This is a genomic window from Frateuria sp. GZRR33, from assembly GCF_051900425.1.
GTDB lineage: Bacteria > Pseudomonadota > Gammaproteobacteria > Xanthomonadales > Rhodanobacteraceae > Frateuria_A.
Map to the genome: position 1 here is coordinate 82,364 of NZ_JBHZGK010000007.1, position 17,490 is coordinate 99,853.

Here is a 17,490-nt window from a genome sequence, read left to right on the forward strand (position 1 = left end):
CGCTGGTCAGTGCCAGGCCACCCGCTCGAGCGACCGGCCCAGCGCCCGCTCGATCCGCTTGCACAGCTTCGGCGTGCCGTTGACCAGCACCGGTTCGGCTGCAGCCTTGAGCATGTGCAGGTCGTTGAGCGAATCGCCATACGCACGCTGCCAGGCAGGCACGCCATGCGCGGTGAGCGCCTTGAGCTTGCCGGCGCCGATGTTGTGGTGCGCGACGCGCAGGCCGAGCGGACCGGGTTTGAGCCGCGAGGCGACCAGCTCCACGCCAGCGAGCCCCAGCTGGGCAAGCAGGCTCTCGACCAGCGTGTGCTCGCAGCCGGTCACCACGATCACCCGCTCGCCCGCCGCCTGGTGGCGGCGCAACGCCCGCACGCCATCACGGCAGAAATGCCCCGGCCGCCGCACCAGTTCGGCGGCGAACGCGTCGACCGCGGCGCGGTAACGCTTTTCGTCCAGCCCCAGCAATGCGATGTGCACCAGCGGGCGTTGCAGCCGGCGCGTCAGCGGCCACAGCAGCATCAGCCACGGCAGGGCCAGCAACGCGAACAACTGGCGCAGGGTCGAGCGCGCGTAGCGCTCGCGCACGAACAAGGCGTAGGTGTCGGCGTGGGTGAGCACGCCATCGAAATCGAACAGCACGACCGGCGGCACGTCGGCGGCGGGGGTGTCCTGCCCTTCCATGGCGTCAGGCGGCGAACAGCCGCTCGAGCGCCTGGCCCGGATCCTCGGCCCGCATGAACGCCTCGCCGACCAGGAACGCGTGGATGCCGGCCTCGCGCAGGCGCGCCACGTCCTCGCGCGCATGGATGCCCGACTCGGCCACCAGCACGCGGTCGTCGTCGTCCATGCGCGGCTTGAGCGCGAGCGAGGTGTCCAGCGTGGTTTCGAAAGTGCGCAGGTTGCGGTTGTTCACGCCGATCAGCGGGACCGGCAGCGCCAGCGCGCGATCCAGTTCCGCCGCGTCGTGCACCTCGCACAGCACGTCCAGGTCGAGTTCGGCGGCGAGCAGCGACAGCTCCAGCAGCGCGGCATCGTCCAGCGCCGCGGCGATCAGCAGGATGCAGTCGGCGCCGATCGCGCGGGCCTCGTACACCTGGTAGGGGTCGACGATGAAGTCCTTGCGCAGCAGCGGCAGCGCGCAGGCCTCGCGCGCCTGTTGCAGGTACGCCTCGCTGCCCTGGAAGAAGTCGCGGTCGGTCAGCACCGACAGGCAGGCGGCGCCGCCGGCGGCATAGCTGCGCGCGATGGCGGCCGGGTCGAAGTCGGCGCGGATCACGCCCTTGCTGGGGCTGGCCTTCTTCACCTCGGCGATCACCGCCGGCAGGCCGGCGGCGAGCTTGTCCTCGATCGCGGCGGCGAAGCCGCGGGTGGGCGGCAGGTCATCGATGCGCGAGGCGAGCTCGGACAACGGCAGCGCGGCGCTGCGTTCGGCGATTTCCTCCGCCTTGCGGGCGAGGATACGTTGCAGGATGTCGGTCATGGCGTCGAAAGGTAGGGGCGCACCTGTGCGCGAAAAGCCAACGGAGCGGCGAGCGGTGCGCCGGTCGCGCAAAGGTGCGCTCCTACATGGCGAGCCTGCGCGTCGCGGCGATGAATTGCATCATTTTCGCACGCGCGGCGCCGCTGGCGATGGTGTGGCGCGCCAGCGCGATGCCTTCGTCGATGTCCCCCGCCACGCCGGAGGTGTAGAGCGCCGCACCGGCGTTGAGGCACACGATGTCGTGGGCTACGCCGTGGCGGCCGCCGAGCGCATCGAGCAGCATCGCGCGCGATTCGTCCACGCTCTCCACCCGCAGATTACGGCTGGAGGCCATGGCCAGGCCGAAGTCCTCCGGCTCGATCTCGTACTCGCGCACCTCGCCGCCGCGCAGTTCACCGACCAGCGTGGCCGCACCCAGCGAGATCTCGTCCATGCCGTCACGGCCCCACACCACCATCGCATGGCGCGCGCCCAGCGCCTGCAGCACGCGCACCTGGATGCCGACCAGGTCGGGATGGAAGACGCCCATCAGGATGTTCGGCGCGCCGGCCGGGTTGGTCAGCGGCCCCAGGATGTTGAACAGCGTGCGTACACCCATTTCCTTGCGCACCGGCGCGACCACCTTCATCGCCGGATGGTGGTTCGGCGCGAACATGAAACCGATGCCGGTCTCTTCCATGCACTGGGCGACCTGCGCCGGGTTCAGGTCGATCACCGCGCCCAGCGCCTCGAGCACGTCCGCGCTGCCGGATTTGGAGGAGACGCTGCGCCCGCCGTGCTTGGCCACGCGCGCACCGGCCGCCGCGGCGACGAACATCGATGCGGTGGAAATGTTGAAGCTCGACGCGCCGTCGCCGCCGGTGCCGACGATGTCGACAAGATGTTGATTGCCGGCAGCAGGGTCGCTGCCGTCGGCGGATGCACCGGAAAACGGGATCTTGGCGGAGAGCTCGCGCATCACCCGCGCCGCCCCGGTGATTTCGCCCACGGTTTCCTTCTTGACGCGCAGGCCGGTGATGATCGCCGCCGTCATCAGCGGACTGACCTCGCCGCGCATGATCTGGCGCATCAGCGCGATCATCTCGTCGTGGAAGATCTCGCGGTGTTCGATGGTGCGCTGGAGCGCCTCCTGCGGCGTGATCGAAATCTCGCGCGGACTCATGCAGCCAGCTTCCGCCGCGGCAGGCCAAGGAAGTTGGCCAGCAGGTCGTGGCCGTACTGCGTCAGGATCGACTCCGGGTGGAACTGCACGCCCTCGACCGGCAGCGTCTTGTGGCGCAGGCCCATGATCTCGTCGATCGAGCCGTCCGCGTGTTCGGTCCACGCGGTGACTTCCAGGCAGTCCGGCAGCGAGCCCTGCTCGACCACCAGCGAGTGGTAGCGCGTGGCCTCGAACGGATCCGGCAGGCCGGCGAACACGCCCTGCCCGCGATGGCGTACCGGCGAGGTCTTGCCATGCATGATCTGCTTGGCGCGGATCACCTTGCCGCCGAACGCCTGCCCGATCGCCTGGTGGCCCAGGCACACGCCGAACACCGGAATCTCCCCGGCCAGTTCGCGCAGCACCGCGAGCGACACGCCCGCGTCGTCCGGCGTACCGGGCCCGGGCGAAATCATGATGTGCGAGGGCCTGAGCGCGCGGATGCCGGCCACGTCCAGCGCATCGTTGCGCACCACCTTCACCTCCTGCCCCAGCTCGCCGAGGTACTGGACGAGGTTGAAGGTAAAGCTGTCGTAGTTGTCGATCATCAGGAGCATGGCGGACACGCGGGCTACGGGCGAATCGGCATGATAGCCGGGCCAGGCGGCCGACGCTTCGGCCAGCAGGCATGCCGCGGGAGAGTCCCGCGGAATTCGAATGCGACTGGCCGATCGCCGTTACGGAGCCGCCGCTCCAGCAGCAGGGCGCAGCCGCTGCGGACTGAGCATCGCGGCCGAAAGGCCCGCATCCGCCAGGTGCCCGGGCAACCGCCGTCCAAGCGCCAGGCTGGCGCAGGACTCGCCCATGGCGGCGCTGGTCTGGATGCCGTAGCCGCCCTGGGCGGCGACCCAGAAGAAGCCCGGTGCGTCGGGCGCGAAGCCGCCGACCAGGTCGCCGTCGGCGACGAAGGAGCGCAGGCCGGCCCAGGTGCGGGTCGGGCGGCGGATCTCCATGGTGGTGGCCTGCTCGATGTTGTGGATGCCGAGCGCGATGTCGTACTCCTCCGGCTGCACGTCGTGCGGGTCGACCGGGTCGGCATTGGCGGCCGAGCCGAGCAGCAGGCCGGCGTCCGGCTTGAAGTAGAAGGTCTCGGCAACGTCGCAGATGAACGGCCAGCGATGCACGTCCACTCCGGCCGGCGGCTCGAACACGAAGGCCGAGCGGCGCTTAGGCTGCAGGCCCAGTGGCGCGACACCGGCCAGGCGTGCGACCTGGTCGGCCCAGGCGCCGGCCGCGTCGAGCAGCAGCGGTGCGCGGTAAACGGTCTCGCCGGCGTCGACTTCCCAGCCGGCCGCGGTGCGCTCGATCGCGCGGATGGCGACGTCCAGGCGCAGCTGCCCGCCGCGCGCGCGCAGGCCGCGCAGGAAGCCCTGGTGCAGTTCGTTGACGTCGATGTCGGCCGCGCCGGGTTCGTGCATGCCGATGTGCGCCGCTTCCGGCTTCAGCACCGGCACGCTCGCGCGCAGGCGGGCGGCGTCGTGCAGTTCGAGGTCGCGCGTGTACGGCAGGATCGCCTCGTACTCGGCGCGCACCCGGTCGGCATCCGCCGCGGTGCCGATCACGGTCGCGCCGCGTCGCGTCAGGATCGGCGCGCTGGCAAAGCCCTCCGGCGGGCGGGCGAGAAACGGCCGGGTCGCACGGGTCAGCGCGCGCACCTGCGGCGAGCCGTAGGTTTCGCTGAACAGCGCGGCCGAGCGGCCGGTCGAATGCATGCCCGCGTAGCTCTCGCGCTCGAGCACCAGCACGCGTGCGTGCGGCGCGAGGAAGTAGGCCACCGAGGCACCGGCCATGCCGGCGCCGATCACGATCACGTCGGTTTCGATCGATTGCATGCGCGTGCTCATCTGCTTTGACTCCCTCCCCTGCTTGCAGGGGAGGGCTGGGGAGGGGTTCGGGGCTTGCGGCGAGGTCGGGGCGGGGCCCCCCCCACCCCCCCCCCCCCCCCGGGGGGGGGGGGGGGGGGGGGGGGGCCCCGGGGCTTGCGGCGAGGTCGGGGCTACCCCCTCCCAACCTCCCCCTGCACGCAGGGGGAGGAGCCGACGTCATGCGACTGCCGCGCCACCACGCTGGTCGCGGCGACGTCGGCGGTGACGTTGCCCAGGGTGGCGAAGGCGTCCGGCAGCGTGTCGACCGCCAGCATCAGGCCCAGCGGCCCGACCGGCAGGCCCATCGACTGCGCCACCGGGAGGTTGGTGGCGATAAAGGTGACCGCGCCTGGCAGGCCCACCGAGCCCAGGCTGATCACCACCGCCAGCACCGCACCGGCGACCAGCTGGGTGGCCGACAGGTCGATGCCATACGCCCAGGCGATGAACGCGGCCGAGGTCAGGTACTGCACCGGGCTGGTCAGGCGGCACAGGGTCACCGCCATCGGCAGCACCAGCGAGTTGACCTGCCTGGGGTAACCCAGCCGCTGCTCGGCGCTTTCGAGCATCGCCGGCAGCGAAGCGAGCGACGACTGCGTGCTGATCGCCACCGCCTGCGGCGGCAGCAACGCACTGGCGAAGCGGCGCAGCTTCTCGCCGCCCCAGACCACCGCCACCACGTACATCATTGCGGTCACCGCCAGGTACAGGACGATCTCCGCCAGCACGTACACACCCAGCGCGCTCAGCATGCCCAGTCCCGAACGCGCGCATACGCCCAGGATCAGCGCGAACACGCCCAGCGGCGCCACCCACAGCACCCAGCGCACGATCACGATCATGGCGTCGGCGATGGCCTGGAAGAACTCCACCAGCATCGCCCGCCGCGCCGGCGCGATGCGCGTGAGCGCGAAGCCCAGGAACAGCGCGAACACCACCAGCGGCAGCATCGCGCTCTGCGCGGCGGCCATGATCGCGTTGCTGGGGATCATCGCCACCAGCGCTGCCGACCAGCTCACCGGGCCGGTCTGGGCGGCCGTGCCGACGACCGCATGATCCAGCGCGGTGCGCAGCGCCGGGTTGTGCGGGAACAGCGAGAACAGCGCCGGCGCGGCGGCCGCGGTGAACAAGGCGCCGAGCAGCAACAGCAGGATGAACACCACGATCGCCCGCCGCGCGATGCGTCCGGAGGCCGCCGCGTCGGTCGCCGTGTTGACGCCCACCACCACCAGCGCCAGCACCAGCGGCACCACGGTCATCTGCAAGGCGTTCAGCCAGAGCTTGCCGATCGGCTGCACCACGTCGGCCACCTGCGTGGCGACCAGCGGGTTCCATGCGGCCAGGGCCAGGCCGAGGATGGCGCCGGCCGCCAGGCCGCCCAGCACGCGCGCGGTGGGGCTCATCGGGCGGCATCCCCGAGCGCCGGCAGGCGCCAGTCGGCTTGCAGCTTTTCGTACGCAGGTGTGGGCATCAGCACGAACACCGGATGATCGTCCGGACGCAGCCAGGCCAGCAGGCGATGCATCAGCGAAGGGTCCATGGCGGTGCAGCCGGTGGTCGCATCGACCGGCGACTTCCACAGATGGGCGAAGATGCAGCTGCCGCCCCGCGCACGTTGCTGCGGGTTGTGCTCGATCACGAAGCCCTGGGCGTAGCGCTGGTCGCCGTGGACGTGGATGTCGCGGCGCATCGGTTCGGTCGAACCTTCGACGGCCTTCTCGCCCACCACCTTCGCGTCGACGATGCGGTTGTACTGCGGCGAGCCGCTGACATCGACGCAGTAATCGCTGGCAGTCAGCGCGCGGTAGGGCATGGCGGTATCGGCCTTGGCCGCGTAGCCGAACGCCTCGCCGATGTCGAACACGCCGGCCGGGCTGCGCAGGTCGCCCTCGCGCTTGACCGGACCGTCGTGGCGCGGAGCATTCAGCCCCAGCCCCCAGGCGGCGCCGGCCTTGCCGATGGTGACCGGCGCGGGCGCGCCGATTTCCTTCCAGCCGTTGGCGGTGCGCGCGTAGGTGCGCAGGGTCCCGTGGTCGACGTTCCAGCCGGGCGTGGTGACCACCACCATCTGGCGGGCATCGGACCAGGCGCCCGGTTCGTCGGCCCGTGCATGGCCCGTGCCGGCAAGGGCAAGCATCAACAGGAGTGGCAGGCGGACGGACATGGATACCTCACGCGGAACGGACGGCATAGGGTGGGCTTCAGCCCACCATGGTGGTTCGGGCGAGCAGGGCGTGGTGGGCTGAAGCCCACCCTACGGGGCCAGGCACACGCATCAGGGCTCCAGCATCAACTGGATGCGCTCGAGATTCGCCAGCAACTGCGCATGGCGGTCGTCGTGGCTCTCGCACAGCAGCACGAACACGCAGTCGAGCAGGTGCTGCAGCGCCGATTGATACAGCAGCGGCTGGATGTAGGGCCGCTCGTCGTGCGCGCTGACCAGCAGCTGGATGTCGGCCAGCGTGCGCAGCGGGTTGGCGGTGTGCCGGGTGACGGTGATCACCTGCCCGCGCCGCTCGCGGAAGTAGCGCGCGATCTTGCACAGCGCCGGATGGTTGCCGTGCTCGGAAAACACCAGCAGCACGTCGCCGGCGCCGGCGGCGGAGACGTTCGCGGTCATCCGCGCGGTGTCGAAGTTGTGCACGGTGAGGATGCCCAGCAGCGACAACCGCAGCGCGAAGTTGCGCGCGTAGATGTCGTCCTCGCCCAGGCCGATGATGAACACCTTGCCGGCGCGCCCGGCCTGCTCGATCGCCGCAGCGATCGTGTCGATCACCTCGGGCGGATTGATCAGCCGCGTGGCCTCTTCCGCCTCCGACTTGCGCCGCCACAGCGCGCCGGGGCCTTCCTCCTCGCCGCTGCCGGCGCGCTCCATGGCTGGCGCATCGCCGTTGTCGGCGCGCGCGATCGCCTCGCCGACCGAATATTTCAGGTCCGGATAACCCTTGAAGCCGAGCTTCTGGGTGAACTTGACCACGCTGGACTGGCTGATCCCCAGGGCGTTGGCCAATTGCTGCGAGGAGTAGTCGCGCAGCAGGTGCGCGTTTTCCAGGATGAAGTCGGCGATGCGCCGCTCCACCGCCGACATCTGGTCGCGCTCCGAACGGATTTTGACCAGCGGGGACATCAGTCCGCGATCCTCTCCAGGCCCCTGATCTCGCGGATGCCGAGGCCCGGGGCGTCGGTCACGGAGATTTCCGATTCGTTGAAGATTACCCCACCGTCGACCGGGTTGAACTGGGCCAGCGAGGGGCCATCCAGGTCGATCTTGCTGATCGCGTCGGCACGGGCCACCGCCACGTGCACGGCCGCCGCCACGCTGATCGAGGTCTCCAGCATGCAGCCGATCATGCAGTCGATGCCGTGCAACTGGGCGATGTCGGCGATCTTGATCGCATTGGAAATGCCGCCGGTCTTCATCAGCTTGATATTGATGATGTCGGCCGCGCGCATGCGGATCAGCTCGATCACTTCCATCGGGCCGAACACGCTCTCGTCGGCCATCACCGGCGTGTGCACGCGCTCGGTGACGTAGCGCATGCCTTCGAGGTCGCGCGCCTTGACCGGCTGTTCGACCAGCTCCAGCTTGATGCCGGCCTCTTCCAGTGTCTGCAGCGCGTAAACCGCCTGCTTGGCGGTCCAGCCCTGGTTGGCGTCCAGGCGCAGCAAGGCGCGCCCTTCGACTGCCGCGTAGATCGCCTTGACCCGCTCGATGTCGACGCCAATGTCCTTGCCGACCTTGATCTTCAGCGACTCGAAGCCGCGATCGACCGCCGCAACCGAGTCGGCCACCATCTTGTCGATGTAGTCGACGCTGATCGTGATGTCGGTGGTGATCACCGGGTCGCCACCGCCCAGCAGCTTGTACAGCGGCGCGCTGTAGAGCTGGCCCCACAGGTCGTAGATGGCGATCTCCACGGCCGCCTTGGCGGAGGAGTTCTTCTCCATCGAGCCCTGGATCAGGTGGGTGATCCGGTTGAGGTTGGCGATCTCCTGGCCGATCAGCCGCGGCGAGATGTAGTGGCGGATCGCATCCACGATCGAGCCATGCGTGTCGCCGGTGATCACCGCGGTGGCCGGCGCCTCGCCGTAGCCGATCTGGCCGGTATCGGTGTGCACCATCACCACGATGTCCTCGACCTGGTTGACGGTGCGCAACGCGGTCTTGAAGGGTGTCTTCAGGGGCACCCGCAGCATGCCGAACTGGATGTCTGTGATCTTCATGGTGTCTTTGTCGTTGGTGTCCGCAGGGTGGGCTTCGAGCCCACCGTCCTGTCGCAGGAACGTCTGGCGGGCGTCGCGCCCACCCTACGGACCGCTACGGCCGCATCCGTACGATGCTGGTCATGTGGTCGATGAAGGTGGAGTCCTTGCCGTAGAGCATCGGAAGCAGCGGCGTTACCGAAACGGCATTGAGCTTGACGTGCGCCGTGGAACCGTCGGCCTTGTGGTAGCTCATGCCCAGCACGTCGTGGATCACCCACGGCTGCCCTTGCCACTGGCCCAGGGACATCATCACGTGGCCGGGGATGTAGACCAGGTCGCCCAGTTCCAGCGCTTGCGCCGCCTGCAGACGATCTTCGTGCGCGCTGTCCGTGCCGAAAGCCTGCTTCGCGAAGGCCGGGCTCACGCCCTGGCTGGAGGTGTTGCGCGGCATCTCGACGCCCATCGAGCGATAGACGTCCGAGACGAAGCCGGAGCAGTCCCGCCCGTCGTAGGCATGACCCCAGCCGTAGCGCTCGCCCAGGAACTTGAACGCCTGGGTGATCAGGTTGCGCGGGGTCAGCGGCAGGTAGTCGGGCGCGGTGTCGGCGTTCTTCTGGATCAGCGCAGGACTGAAGGCGAGCGAGCCGTCGGCCTTGCGCACCGGCAGCTCGACCACGTGCGCGGCGTAGGGCGTCTGGCCGTTGACCGGCTGGTCCGCGGCCAAGTCGGTGAGCACCGGCACGCGCGTGCCCATGTCCAGCTCCACCTGCGAGACGGCCGGCGCCTCGCGGGTATAGACGGTGTAGACCTTGGCCCCGGTGACGACGCGGTAGGGCGTCTTGTCGGCGTAGCCGAGCACGGCTTCCTTGCTGCCTTCGGCGATGTTGGTCGCCTCGGTCCAGGCGGCATAGCGCGGGCTCACCACGAACAGCCAGCGGCCGTCGCGGCTGGCGTGGGCGATCACCACCGGGGTGCCGGGAAACTCGGCGGTCTCCTGGAAGCGGTCGATGTCGGTATCGCCCGCTTCGCGGAACACGCGAAGCGTGGTCGGGAACGTACGTAGCGCAGCGCGGCGCACGACCATGCCGTAACGCGTCTTCTGGCTCGCCGGGATGGCATCAAGCGCGCGGGCGTCGACGATGCCCTTCAGCGTGGCGGCCGGCACCGGTTTGCCGTCGACGTCGTAGAGCGGCCTGGACGGCGCATCGGCAAGATCCTCGATCCAGCCGCGCACCTGCGCGCCATTGAGGGTGGCCGGCAGCGCGCGCAGTTCATGCATCGACTTGTCCCGCGCGAACAGCGCCGCGTTCTGCGCCGCGATCTGCTGGCGGCTCAGGATCACCTTGTCCGGCTGCGGCTGCAGGCCGATCCAGAACGCGGGGGTCAGCTGGGCCTCGCCCACGCCAAGCACGCCCGAAGGGGGCACCGGCAAGGTCGAAACCTGGTCGCGCGCATGCAGCGGCGTAGCCGCCAGCAGCAGGGCCAGCAGCGCCGAAGAGAGAAAAGTTCGCATGGTCGTGGTCCTCATGGCTGTCACGATCCCGCCAGCGTCGACATGATCGACGCCACCAGCAGGCCGAAGCCGGTGCCCAGTATGTAACCCAGCAGCGCGAGCAGGATGCCGACCGGCACCAGCGCGCGCGAATAGCTCGCCGCCAGCACCGGCGTCGCCGCCACGCCGCCGATGTGCGCCAGCGAGGAAATCCCGCAGAGGTAGAGATCGAAGCGGAACAGCTTGGCGAAGCCGACCAGCAGGACCGCATGAACGGCGATGACCGTCACGCCGCAGAGCAGGTACAGCGGCGCCGCGCCGATGCCGTGGAAATTGCTCTGCGAGGCGAGTACTGCCACCACGCTGATCAGCAGTGCGCTGGAAATGGTGCCCGCGCCCGGGTAGCGCGCCAACGGCGTATGTGCCACGACCAGCCCGGCGCCGGTGGCGAGCAGGATGGTCCAGGTGGTCGCGCTGATCATGGTCGAAGTCGGCAGGAAGGTCGCAAACCACGCGGCCAGTGCCGCCGCCGCCAGCGCAAGCCCCAACCACAACAGCACCGAATCGGACGTGGTCGGCCCGGTCGCCTTCGCCTCGGCGACCTGCAGTTCGCCGGTCGACCTGGCCTTCGTCCAGCGGTTGAACGCCGGCGCCAGCCGCGCCACCGCGAACAGCACGGCCACCCAGGTCGAATAGCAGAGCGCGTCGGTCAGCAGGCTCATCGCCAGATGCTGGTCGGACATGCCGATCGCCTGTTTCACCGCGATCATGTTCGCCGTGCCGCCGACCCAGCTGCCCGACAGCGCCGCCAGCGGATGCCATGCATCGCCTGGCAGCCAGCGTTTGTAGAGCAGGAAGGTCGTGATGAAGGCGATGAACAGGCTGACCGAGGTGCAGGCGAACACGCCCAGCACGCGCGGCCCGAGCTTGAAGATCGCGCGCAGGTCGCAGTTGATCATCAGCAGGAACAGCAGCGCCGGCACCATGTGCGAGACCAGCATCGACTGCGCGGTGCGGATCTCCTCGTTGACCTGCCACAGGCCCGACACCGCCAGCGCGGTCACCAGCAGGTAGGTGAAGACGATCGGCGGCAGCACGTTGAACACGCGCCAGCCGGTGCGCCGCTCCAGCGCCGGAAACAGGCCGGCGGCCAGCAGCATCACGGCCAGGTATGGCCATACCGTGTGGATCACGCGCTACCCCTCGTGCGTCGTGTCAGGAATATGCCATTCCTCATACATTGAGCCGAAGCATAAATTATTGACCACCTTTTGCAAGCGTGTTACACAAGGCCTTGATGCCATCGGGCGGGGGCGTTGTGCGATGACGAGGGTGCCAGCGACGCAAGGCAAACACGAACCGGTGCGCGGGCGTGCACTGGCGCGCGCCGCGCTGGTGGGCCTGCTCTGCTGCGCCATGCCGGCACTGGCCAGCCTGCCGCCGCCGGGCCCGCCCGCCATCGTCGCGCAAATCGACCACGGCCATTTCGATGCCGCCCGCCGGGCGATCGACCGGGCGCTTGCCCAGCCGGGGCTCGCGCCCGACGCGCGCGAGGCGCTCGCGTTCCAGCGCGAGCGCATGCACCGCATCCTGCTCGACTTCTCGCTTACCGCGGACGACGCCAAGGCGCGGATACGCAAGCAGATCCCGGACCTTACCGATGCGGAGTTCGCGCGATGGGACGCGGCCGGCCTGCTCGAGCACATGGTGATCGACGGCCGCACGCTCTACTTCAACCGCGCGCCATCGAACCTTTTCCTGCTGAGCGACCAGGCGCGCGACCGCCGCGGCCGTTCGGCGCCGGCGCTGCCGCCCAACGGCCCCAACGAGGTGCTGAACGACCACCACCGCGCAGCCTTCCGCGAGGCCCTCGCAAGCGGCAAGGCCGGCGTGCTGCCGATGCGCGTGCGCGTGACCCAGACGGTCACCGTCGACGCCGATGCCGTCCCGGCCGGCGAGACGGTCAAGGCCTGGATCCCCTACCCGCGTGCGATCCCCGGCCAGCAGGACGACATCCGTTTCGTCGCCAGCCAGCCGACCGGCGCGCGCGTGGCGCCAGTGGATACGCTGCAGCGCACCGCGTACCTGGAGGCACCGGCCAAGGCCGGCCAGCCGACCGTGTTCAAGCTCACCTACGAGCTGACCCTGCGTGCGCAATCCCACCCGATCGATCCGGACAAGGTCGTGCCGGCGACGATCACGCCGGCGCTCAAGCCCTTCATCGAAGAGCGCGCGCCGCACATCGTCTTTACTGACGACCTGCGTGCGTTCTCGCGCAAGGTGGTGGGCGACGAAACCAATCCCTACCGCGTCGCGCAGAAGCTGTTTGCCGCGGTGGACCGGATTCCGTGGGCCGGCGCGCGCGAGTACTCCACCATCAGCAACATCAGCGACTACACCCTGCACGCCGGCCACGGCGACTGCGGCGAACAGACCCTGCTGCTGCTCACCCTGCTGCGCCTGAACGGTATTCCGGCACGCTGGCAATCCGGCTGGATGTTCTCCGACGGCGACTACGACAACATCCACGACTGGGGACAGCTCTACCTCGCCCCGTACGGCTGGGTGCCGGTGGACGTGACCTTCGGCCAGCTCGCGCCCGGACCCGGCGACGACCCGCGCCTGCGCTGGTTCTACCTGGGCGGCCTGGACGCCTATCGCATTGCCTTCAACGACGACTACAGCCGTCCGTTCGTGCCGGCCAAGCAGTTCCCGCGTTCGGAAACCGTCGACTCGCAGCGCGGCGAGGTCGAGTGGCGCGGCGGCAATCTGTATTTCGACAAGTGGGATTACCACTTCGACTGGCAGTTCCTGCACGGACGCAACGACAAGTAACCAACAAGTTCAACTGACATCGACCCGGCGTCGAGGGGAGTAGGGGAAATGAGCAGCAAGGTTTGGAACATGCGCAGGACCGTGCTCGGCACGGCGCTCGGACTGGCGCTGGCCGCCTTCGGCGCGCCGCAGGCCCACGCAGCCAACAACGACGGCGCCGTCGCCGGCCACACCCAGGCCGGCGCCACGGTGACCGTGACCAGCCCGGATACCGGCTTCACCCGCTCGGTCGTCGCCGACAGCGAAGGCAACTACCGCCTGCCCTTCCTGCCGGTCGGCCAGTACACCATCAGCGCGACCAGCGCCGGCCAGCCGGTCGGTCCGACCCGCAACGTCACCGTCGCCCTGGGCACGACCACCACGGTCGACCTGGGCGCGATGAACGCGACCAACCTGTCCACCATCAACGTCACCAGCTCGGTGCTGCCGGTGATCGACGTGAGCTCGACCGAGTCGGCCACGATCGTCTCGCGTGCCGACCTGGTGCGCCTGCCGGTCGACCAGAACGTGGCCTCGGTCGCGCTGCTCGCGCCGGGCGTGGTCAAGGGCAACGCCGGCTTCGGCGGCATCTCCTTCGGCGGTTCGTCGATCGCCGAGAACGCGTTCTACGTCAACGGCCTCAACGTCACCGACTTCTACAACCGCAACGGCTTCTCCGAAGCGCCGTTCGCCTTCTACGACCAGTTCCAGGTCAAGACCGGCGGCTATTCGGTGGAATTCGGGCGCACCACCGGCGGCGTGGTCAACGCGGTGGCACGCTCGGGCACCAACGAGTTCCACGCCGGCACCGAAATCACGATGGAGCCGGGCAACTGGCATTCGGTGGCCGAGAACCACTACGACGCCAACGGCACCCGCTACATCACCGCCAGCCGCGACCGCGATTCGCTGATCAAGACCAACGTCTGGGCGTCCGGCCCGATCGTGAAGGACAAACTGTTCTTCTTCGCGATGTACGAGGCCCGCGGTGCCACGCCCCGCAACACCAACGACGCCGGCAACGCGATCACCGACAACAATTCGAACCAGGGCTTCTGGGGCACCACGGTCGACTGGAACATCACCGACAACAACACCTTGTCGCTGATGGCCTTCTCCGACAAGAACAAGAATGTCGGCGACGTCTACGAGTACGACTACGACACCGACACCCGCGGCACCAAGACCAACGAGATCTACACCGACACCGGCGGCAAGAACTGGGCGCTGACCTGGACCAGTTACCTCACCAACGACCTGTCGATGAAGCTGATGTACGGCGAGAACAACCGCGAAGCGTTCACCCGCTCGCAGCTGGACCTCGAATGCAACCCGGTCGCCATCGACGACACCACCGCCGTGCCGCCGCCCGACCCGCAGCTGGGCTGCTCGACCAGCACGCGCGTGGAAAAGCGCAACGACCAGCGCAAGCAGGGCCGCGCCGACTTCGAGTGGACACTTGGCGACCACCTGCTGCGCTTCGGCTACGACCATGAGGTCAACACCTCCGAATACAGCCGCTACTACCCCGGCCCCGGTGCGCTCTACTACACCGTGTATGCCGGTGCGGCGGGCGACACCATCGACAACGGCGGGGTGATCCCCGCGGGCTACACCAACTACGTCCGTGCGCGCCGCTACGAGATCGAAGGCACCTTCAAGACGATCGACTCGGCCTATTACCTGGAAGACAACTGGCAGATCACGCCCAACTTCGTGCTCAACATGGGCCTGCGCAACGACAGCTTCGACAACCAGGACGCCGCGGGCAACAGCTACATCAAGATGGATCGCCAGATCGCGCCGCGCCTTGGCTTCTCGTGGGACATGAAGGGCGACGGCAGCACCAAGCTGTTCGGCAACCTGGGCCGCTATTTCCTGCCGGTGGCCAACGTGATCAACATCAAGCAGGCCGGCGGCCTGCTCGACGAGCGCACGTTCTACGCCTTCGACGGCTGGGAGACGCGCGAACTCAACGGCGTCAGCTACGTCGTGCCGCGGCTGGGCCCGCAGATCGGCCCGGTCGATACCTCGCAGGGCGACGGCACCGTGGGCGACCTGCGCTCGGAAGTCGACCACGACATGGATCCGGTCTACCAGGACGAGGCGATCCTGGGCTTCCAGCAGATGATCGGCAACAACTGGTCGTGGGGCGTCAGCGGCACCTACCGCCGCCTGCACAATGCCATCGACGACATGGAAATCAGCGCCACCGCGCAGTGCGGTCCGGATGGCTACGTGGGCTGGGTCATGGCAAACCCGGGCGAGAAGGTCACCGTCTGGGGCGACACCAACTGCGACGGCACGGCCGACGGCTACCTGACCGTCGATACCTCCAAGGAAGGCTGGGCGATGTACGACGCCGAGGGCAACTACCTGGGCCAGCGCGGCTGGGTGAAGCCCAAGCGCACCTACACGTCGCTGGAATTCCAGCTTGACCGTGCCTGGGACGAGAAGTGGTCCTTCAACGCGTCGTACGTTCTGGCCTGGAACCGCGGCAACGCGGAGGGCCCGGTCAACTCGGACACCGACTTCGACGATACCGGCCGTACCGAAAACTTCGACGATCCGTGGGTGAACTTCGGCGGCGACGGCTACCTGCCGAACGATCGCCGCCACCAGCTGAAGCTGCGCGGCGCCTATGCGATCACCCCGCACTGGCAGGTCAGCGGCGACCTGGACGTCCATTCGGGCGGCCCGATCACCGGCTTCGGCGTGGGCAACCCGTATGACGCGCAGAACTACCACAGCTATTACATCTGCGTGGAAAACTGCACCTCGCCCGTTTCCGAGGACCGCGTCTACGAACGCTCGCCCCGCGGCGCCTACGGCCGCCTGCCCTGGACCTACACGCTCAACGCCGGCATCAGCTACATCCTGCCCTTCCAGGGCGGCGGCAACCTGCGCGTGAAGCTGGCCGTGTACAACCTGCTCAACCAGCAGCGCACGGTGCAGGTGGACCAGGACCTGCAGACCACCATCTCCAACGGCACCAGCGCCAGCTTCATGCAACCGATCGGCTTCCAGTCGCCGCGCTTCGCGCAGCTGACCGTGGCCGTGGACTTCTAAGGCCCCTCCCCGCCTGGCGGCCCGCGGTCAATCGCGGGCCGTCTTTTTTGGGCCCTCGCCCGATGAACCCCATGAGCGTTCCCCCCCGGCACGACGACACCGCTACCGTGCCCGAACCGCAACCGACCTTCGACGGCGTCGACCTGCGCGCGCTGGCATCGCGCGTGGGCACGCCGCTGTACGCCTATTCCGCCCATGCGATCCGCCAGCGCATCGGCGAGCTCCAGTCCGCCCTGCGCGGCCTCGAAGCCACCATCTGCTACGCGGTCAAGGCCAACTCCAACCGCGCCATCCTCGAACTGATGGCCGCCGCCGGACTGGGTGCGGACATCGTCTCGGCCGGCGAACTGCAGCGGGCGCTGGCCGCCGGCATTGCCGCCGAGCGCATCGTGTTCTCCGGCGTCGGCAAGACAGCCGAAGAGATCGATGCCTCGCTTGCCGCCGGCATCGCACGCTTCAACGTCGAGTCGCTGGACGAACTGCAGGCGATCGAGCGAGTCGCCGCCGCGCGGCACGTGGTCGCGAACGCCGCGGTGCGCATCAACCCCGACGTCGACGCGCTCACCCACGCCAAGATCTCCACCGGACGGGCCGAGAACAAGTTCGGCGTGAGCATCGCCGAGGCGCGCCGCTGGTTCGCCGAGCGGCGGCAGCTCGCGCACGTTCGGCTCGATGGCCTGCACGTGCACATCGGCTCGCAGATCCTCGACCTCAAGCCCTTCCGGCTGGCGCTGCACCGCGTCGCCGCGTTCTGGCGCGAGCTGGTGCAGGCCGGCCACCCGATCGCCAGCATCGACGTCGGTGGCGGCCTGGGTGTGCGCTACCGCGCCGGGCACGACCAGCCGGTCACCGCCGCCGACTATGCCGGCGTGATCCGTGAAGCACTCGCCGGCTTCGACGGCCGCCTCTTGCTTGAACCGGGCCGCTACCTGGTCGCCGAGGCCGGCGTGCTGCTGACCCGCGTGCTGCGCATCAAGGAGGGCACCGAGCGCTCCTTCCTGGTGCTCGACGCGGCGATGAACGACCTGCAGCGGCCGAGCCTGTACGACGCCTGGCACGACATCGTCCCCGTCGCGCCGGAGCCGCGACCGCCCGCCACCTACGACGTGGTCGGCCCGGTCTGCGAAACCGGCGATACCTTCGCACGCGCACGCGTTCTGCCGGCGTGCGAACCGGGCGACCTGCTCGCCATCCAGGGCACCGGTGCGTACGGCGCCTCGATGGCCTCCACCTACAACTCGCGCCCGCTCGCCGCCGAGGTACTACTGGACGATGGCCGCTACGCGGTCATCCGGCGCCGGCAGACCCTGGAAGAGATGGTCGCCGGCGAGCAGTCGGCGCAGGATTGGGCCACGCCATGAGG

Annotated in this window: 14 protein-coding genes; 3 read left to right on the top strand and 11 right to left on the bottom strand. The window is 68.7% G+C overall.

All coding sequences use genetic code 11. The features are described 5' to 3' along the window. Window positions 1–6: 6 nt before the first annotated feature. The 11 genes from ACFWZU_RS10765 to ACFWZU_RS10815 form a co-directional block, all read right to left on the bottom strand. Window positions 7–681 (bottom strand): HAD-IB family phosphatase, encoded by a 675-nt coding sequence (locus ACFWZU_RS10765; protein ID WP_439701510.1) that lies wholly within the window; start codon window positions 679–681, stop codon window positions 7–9. A 4-nt stretch (window positions 682–685) separates the two neighbouring features. Further along, entirely contained in the window at window positions 686–1,480 is a 795-nt protein-coding gene (gene trpC / locus ACFWZU_RS10770; RefSeq protein WP_439701511.1) for an indole-3-glycerol phosphate synthase TrpC, read from the bottom strand. 82 nt (window positions 1,481–1,562) lie between these two features. Further along, the gene (gene trpD / locus ACFWZU_RS10775) at window positions 1,563–2,642 is read right to left on the bottom strand and encodes an anthranilate phosphoribosyltransferase (RefSeq protein WP_439701512.1); all 1,080 of its coding nucleotides are present in this window, start codon (window positions 2,640–2,642) and stop codon (window positions 1,563–1,565) included. Beyond that, complete coding sequence (locus ACFWZU_RS10780) at window positions 2,639–3,238, bottom strand: anthranilate synthase component II (RefSeq protein ID WP_439701635.1); 600 nt, start codon at window positions 3,236–3,238, stop codon at window positions 2,639–2,641. The genes trpD and ACFWZU_RS10780 overlap by 4 nt, the downstream gene beginning before the upstream one ends. Window positions 3,239–3,358: 120 nt before the next feature. Next, entirely contained in the window at window positions 3,359–4,525 is a 1,167-nt protein-coding gene (locus tag ACFWZU_RS10785) for an NAD(P)/FAD-dependent oxidoreductase (protein ID WP_439701513.1), read from the bottom strand. A gap of 152 nt (window positions 4,526–4,677) precedes the next feature. Continuing rightward, the gene (locus ACFWZU_RS10790) at window positions 4,678–5,949 is read right to left on the bottom strand and encodes a dicarboxylate/amino acid:cation symporter (RefSeq protein ID WP_439701514.1); all 1,272 of its coding nucleotides are present in this window, start codon (window positions 5,947–5,949) and stop codon (window positions 4,678–4,680) included. Beyond that, entirely contained in the window at window positions 5,946–6,710 is a 765-nt protein-coding gene (locus tag ACFWZU_RS10795; protein ID WP_439701515.1) for a L,D-transpeptidase family protein, read from the bottom strand. The genes ACFWZU_RS10790 and ACFWZU_RS10795 overlap by 4 nt, the downstream gene beginning before the upstream one ends. Before the next feature lie 111 nt (window positions 6,711–6,821). After that, complete coding sequence (locus ACFWZU_RS10800; protein ID WP_439701516.1) at window positions 6,822–7,673, bottom strand: MurR/RpiR family transcriptional regulator; 852 nt, start codon at window positions 7,671–7,673, stop codon at window positions 6,822–6,824. Continuing rightward, the gene (locus ACFWZU_RS10805) at window positions 7,673–8,770 is read right to left on the bottom strand and encodes a dipeptide epimerase (RefSeq protein ID WP_439701517.1); all 1,098 of its coding nucleotides are present in this window, start codon (window positions 8,768–8,770) and stop codon (window positions 7,673–7,675) included. Before ACFWZU_RS10805 ends, ACFWZU_RS10800 begins: the two co-directional genes overlap by 1 nt. A 94-nt stretch (window positions 8,771–8,864) precedes the next feature. After that, window positions 8,865–10,265 carry a C40 family peptidase gene (locus ACFWZU_RS10810; RefSeq protein WP_439701518.1) on the bottom strand — a complete coding sequence of 467 codons (1,401 nt, stop codon included), beginning with the start codon at window positions 10,263–10,265 and terminating at the stop codon, window positions 8,865–8,867. 20 nt (window positions 10,266–10,285) lie between these two features. After that, the gene (locus ACFWZU_RS10815) at window positions 10,286–11,437 is read right to left on the bottom strand and encodes a DUF819 family protein (RefSeq protein ID WP_439701519.1); all 1,152 of its coding nucleotides are present in this window, start codon (window positions 11,435–11,437) and stop codon (window positions 10,286–10,288) included. A gap of 130 nt (window positions 11,438–11,567) precedes the next feature. Between ACFWZU_RS10815 and ACFWZU_RS10820 the strand changes: the two genes are divergently transcribed. From ACFWZU_RS10820 to lysA, 3 genes are all read left to right on the top strand, one after another. Next, window positions 11,568–13,079, top strand: a complete 1,512-nt coding sequence (locus ACFWZU_RS10820; RefSeq protein ID WP_439701520.1) for a transglutaminase-like domain-containing protein — start codon at window positions 11,568–11,570, stop codon at window positions 13,077–13,079. Window positions 13,080–13,127: 48 nt separating this feature from the next. Beyond that, window positions 13,128–16,127: a TonB-dependent receptor gene (locus tag ACFWZU_RS10825; protein WP_439701521.1), complete on the top strand. Its 3,000-nt coding sequence runs from the start codon at window positions 13,128–13,130 to the stop codon at window positions 16,125–16,127. Window positions 16,128–16,198: 71 nt separating this feature from the next. Next, window positions 16,199–17,488 (top strand): diaminopimelate decarboxylase, encoded by a 1,290-nt coding sequence (gene lysA, locus ACFWZU_RS10830; protein ID WP_439701522.1) that lies wholly within the window; start codon window positions 16,199–16,201, stop codon window positions 17,486–17,488. Window positions 17,489–17,490: the final 2 nt, after the last annotated feature.